Consider the following 3,491-nt stretch of genomic DNA (forward strand, 5'->3'; position numbering starts at 1 on the left):
GCCCTCGCCCACCCCCTGACCGCCCCAGTACGAACCCTGATCAACCGCCACAAAACCACAAGCCTGACATGAGCCCACAGGGACGGACCTACCGATATGTGGGACCCGCCGACCTCAAAGCCATGGTCCGGCCGGCCAACGCAGGCCGGAGTATCCGTACGCCGACCGACTTCCACAACTGGGCCTCAGAGCAGGAGCTGACTGAGCCATTCACGTTCGTCATCGACACAGAAGGCATCCTGCGGTTGGCGCCTCGCCGCAGCGAGCACGTGGCTTGCGCCGGTGGCGCGCCAGTCCTGAGCGCGGGCGAAATGACCTTCGTCCACGAGGAAGGCCGCTGGTTCGTCACAGAGGTCAGCAACCAGTCAACCGGCTACTGCCCGGACACCAACTCATGGCCGGCCGTAGCCGAAGCACTAGAGCAAGTCGGACTCGGCCACCCTCCCGGTTTCACACACGAGGTGATATTCCGCCGCTGCCCCGCCTGCCAGGAACACAACATCGTCCGCGAGGACGACTTCGTGTGCGTCTTCTGCGACAGCGATCTACCCAGAAATTGGAACATAGACGCCTCAAGCACCAATGACCTGGCGCCCTGAACCGTCGATTCGCGACAACGAACATTGCCAGCGTCACCGCCATTCATGCCAGCCCGGGACATGGCATCGTTAACCACCAAGAATGGCCTCGACCGCATTCAACTCCGGCTCGATCGAGTCCATGCTGGGACAGAATCGGAAGCAAAGGCGGAGGCGGAGGCGGAGGCGGACAAAACCAGAGGCGGAATCGGGACAGAATCGGAGGCGGAGGGGGAGACCGTGAGGTGCGCGTAGTGGGGCGACTTAGGCTTAATGGTGGGGGATGACGGCTATGCCTGTTGCGGTGCGGGCTATGGCGATGTCTCCTTCCTGGTCGGTGCGGTGCACTTGTGTGTGGAGGCGCTTCAGGAGGTCGAGGGTGAACGGGGAGGGGTGGCCGTAGTCGTTCCCCTTGCCGACGGAGATGAGGGAGACCGAGGCGTGGGCGGCGGCTATGAATCGGACGTCCTGGCTGCGGGAGCCGTGGTGCGGCACCTTGAGGACCTGCACGTGAGGGACGTTCCCCTCCAAGACGCGTTGTGCCTCCGTCTCGACGTCGCCCGCGAGGAGGGCGCTGAATCCGGGACGGCGCGCCACCAGGACGATGCTCGCGTTGTTGATCGTGGTGCCGTCGTCGGCCGGTGAAAGGGCAGGACCGGGGGCCGGTGGGCCGAGGACGGAGAGCGTAAGGTCACCGATGGTCCACCGCTGGCCGGGGAGGGCCGGGCGCGTGGTGAGGCCGGGCGTGAGGCGCGCCTCGCGTCCGGAGGTGCGCGGGGTGGTCAGGACCTCGTGGACGGTGCGGCCATGCCGGACGCCGGGTGTCCCATCGATGTGGTCGGCATGCGGATGGGTGAGGACGAGAAGCGGGACGTCCTCGATGTTCAGGCGTTTCAGGCACTCGTCGACCGGCGCGGGATCGGGGCCCGCGTCCACGACGACGGCCTGGCGTGGACCGGCGGCCAGGGCGAGGGCGTCGCCCTGGCCTACGTCGCAGACGACCATCTGCCATCCGGGAGGGGGCCAGCCGGGGGCCAGGACGCGCAGGGCGATGACGGCGACCAGCACTCCGGCCATGGCGGCGACCGCGATCGCGCGCAGGCGACGGTTGCGCAGGATCAGGGCGGCGATCCCGGCCGCCACGAGAAGGGTCACGGCGCCGAGCCCGCCACTGGCCCAGGGGATCGTGGCGTAGGGGAGGCTCGCGGCGGTGCGGGCCACCCAGGTGATCCAGCCGACGGCGAGCCCGGCCGGCCACACCAGGGCTTGTGCGAGCGGCAACGAGATGAGGGCGGTGACGGCCGCCAGCGCGCCGAGGAGCGTCGCCGGGGCGACCGCGGGGGCGGCGAGCAGGTTCGCGAACACGGAGATGACGCCTACCTCGCCCGAGAGCATCACGAGTACCGGAGCCACCGCGACCTCGGCGGCGGCCGCCACGGCGAGGGCGTCCGCCAGCGGACCGGGCACGCGGCGGGCGAGCCGTTCCCGCCAGGGCGGAGCGAGGACGAGCAGCCCGGCGGTGGCCAGCACCGAGAGCACGAACCCGTACGAGCGCGCCAGGACGGGATCGATCAGGACGAGGAGCAGGACGGCCGCTCCCAGCGCGGGGAGGCCCTGGCGCTGCCGTCCGGTGAGCAGCGCGAGCAGGCCGATGAGCCCCATGACGGCCGCCCGCAGCACACTCGGGTCAGGACGGGCGATCACGATGAATCCGAACACGGCGAGGACCGCGAGCGGCGGGGCGCGGCGTCGTCCAAGCCCGGCGATGCGGCACAGGCCGAGAACCGCTCCGATGACGATCGCCAGGTTCGCACCCGAGACCACCAGGAGGTGGGTGAGCCCGGCGGTCCGGAAGTCCTCGGCGAGCGCCGGATCCAGGCGGGAGGTGTCACCGACGACCATGCCCGGCAGGACTCCTCGCTGGTCAGGCGGAAGGCGCCCCACCGCCGCCCGCAGTCTCTCCCGGACGCGCTCGGCCGCTCGCTGGATCGCGGACGGCGGCCCCAGCACCGTGGGCGGGCCCCGGACGATCACGACGGCGGCGAGCAGTTCGGCCCGCCGGGGCGTCCGGAAGCCGCCGTTCAGCCGCACGCGCTGGCTCGGCACAAGATGGAGCCACTGGGGATCGCCCGCGATCAGCAACACGGGGACACGGACCTCGGACCTCGGGAGCGCCTCGATGCGGGCCCGAATAATGATCATCTGTCGTCCATGGCCTGGTATGGCCTGCGGATCACCGGTCACGACCGCCTCAGCCGGCGAGGAGCGACCCGCGCGAGCCAGCTCCCGCACCGGCCCCGTACCGACGGCCGTCGCGCGCAACCCGACCCCGGTTGCGGACGCTGCGGCGCATACAAGGGCCAAGCCGATCAGCCGCCGTCCAGGCCGATCTCGGCGCGCCTGGCGTGCCCCCGCACTCGCGACGCCCGCATCTCCCGGCAAGCGCCAAGCCTCCGCATCCGCGGAACGCCCCGCGTCCGTGGCACTCGGCCTGTGCCGTCCCGCCGGACGGCCCCGCGCCCCGCCGCTCACAGCCCTCGCCGTGTGGGTTTCGGTGCCGATGGTGGGCTCGGGTTGTGCGTTGCGAGGATGCCTGTCGCGGTATGGGACCTCGCGCTGGTTCGTTGCTGGCCGGTGTAGGGCCGGCTGCCTCGCGGTGGTCCGCTTCGCGCGCGGCGAGCGAGTGTTTGTGGGTAGTGCTTGTCGCTTGCTGGGTCTCGGGCGTTGGTGGGTTGAGAGGAGGTAGAGGCCTGCTGCGGCTGCGGTGGCTGCCAGCGCGTAGGTGAGGGGTGGAGGAAGCCCGATGGTGACAGCCGCCGTCAGCCACGTGGCCAAGGCCGGGGCGATCAAGCGGAGGTCGGTGGAGGTCATACGCGGACCATTGGTTTGGGTTGGCGGGTTGGCGGGAGGCGG

At 70.4% G+C, this 3,491-nt stretch carries 2 protein-coding genes; one reads left to right on the plus strand and one right to left on the minus strand.

Features of this window, described 5'->3' with window-relative positions:
- Positions 1 to 68 precede the first annotated feature (68 nt).
- Entirely contained in the window at positions 69 to 599 is a 531-nt protein-coding gene (locus E1298_RS45270; protein ID WP_131903542.1) for a hypothetical protein, read from the plus strand.
- A gap of 249 nt (positions 600 to 848) precedes the next feature.
- On the opposite strand, the gene E1298_RS45275 is transcribed toward E1298_RS45270, so the two are convergent.
- On the minus strand, positions 849 to 2,780 hold the full coding sequence (locus E1298_RS45275) for a ComEC/Rec2 family competence protein (protein WP_243726239.1): 1,932 nt from the start codon (positions 2,778 to 2,780) through the stop codon (positions 849 to 851).
- Positions 2,781 to 3,491: the final 711 nt, after the last annotated feature.

Source organism: Actinomadura rubrisoli (genome assembly GCF_004349215.1).
GTDB classification, from domain to species: Bacteria; Actinomycetota; Actinomycetes; order Streptosporangiales; family Streptosporangiaceae; genus Spirillospora; species Spirillospora rubrisoli.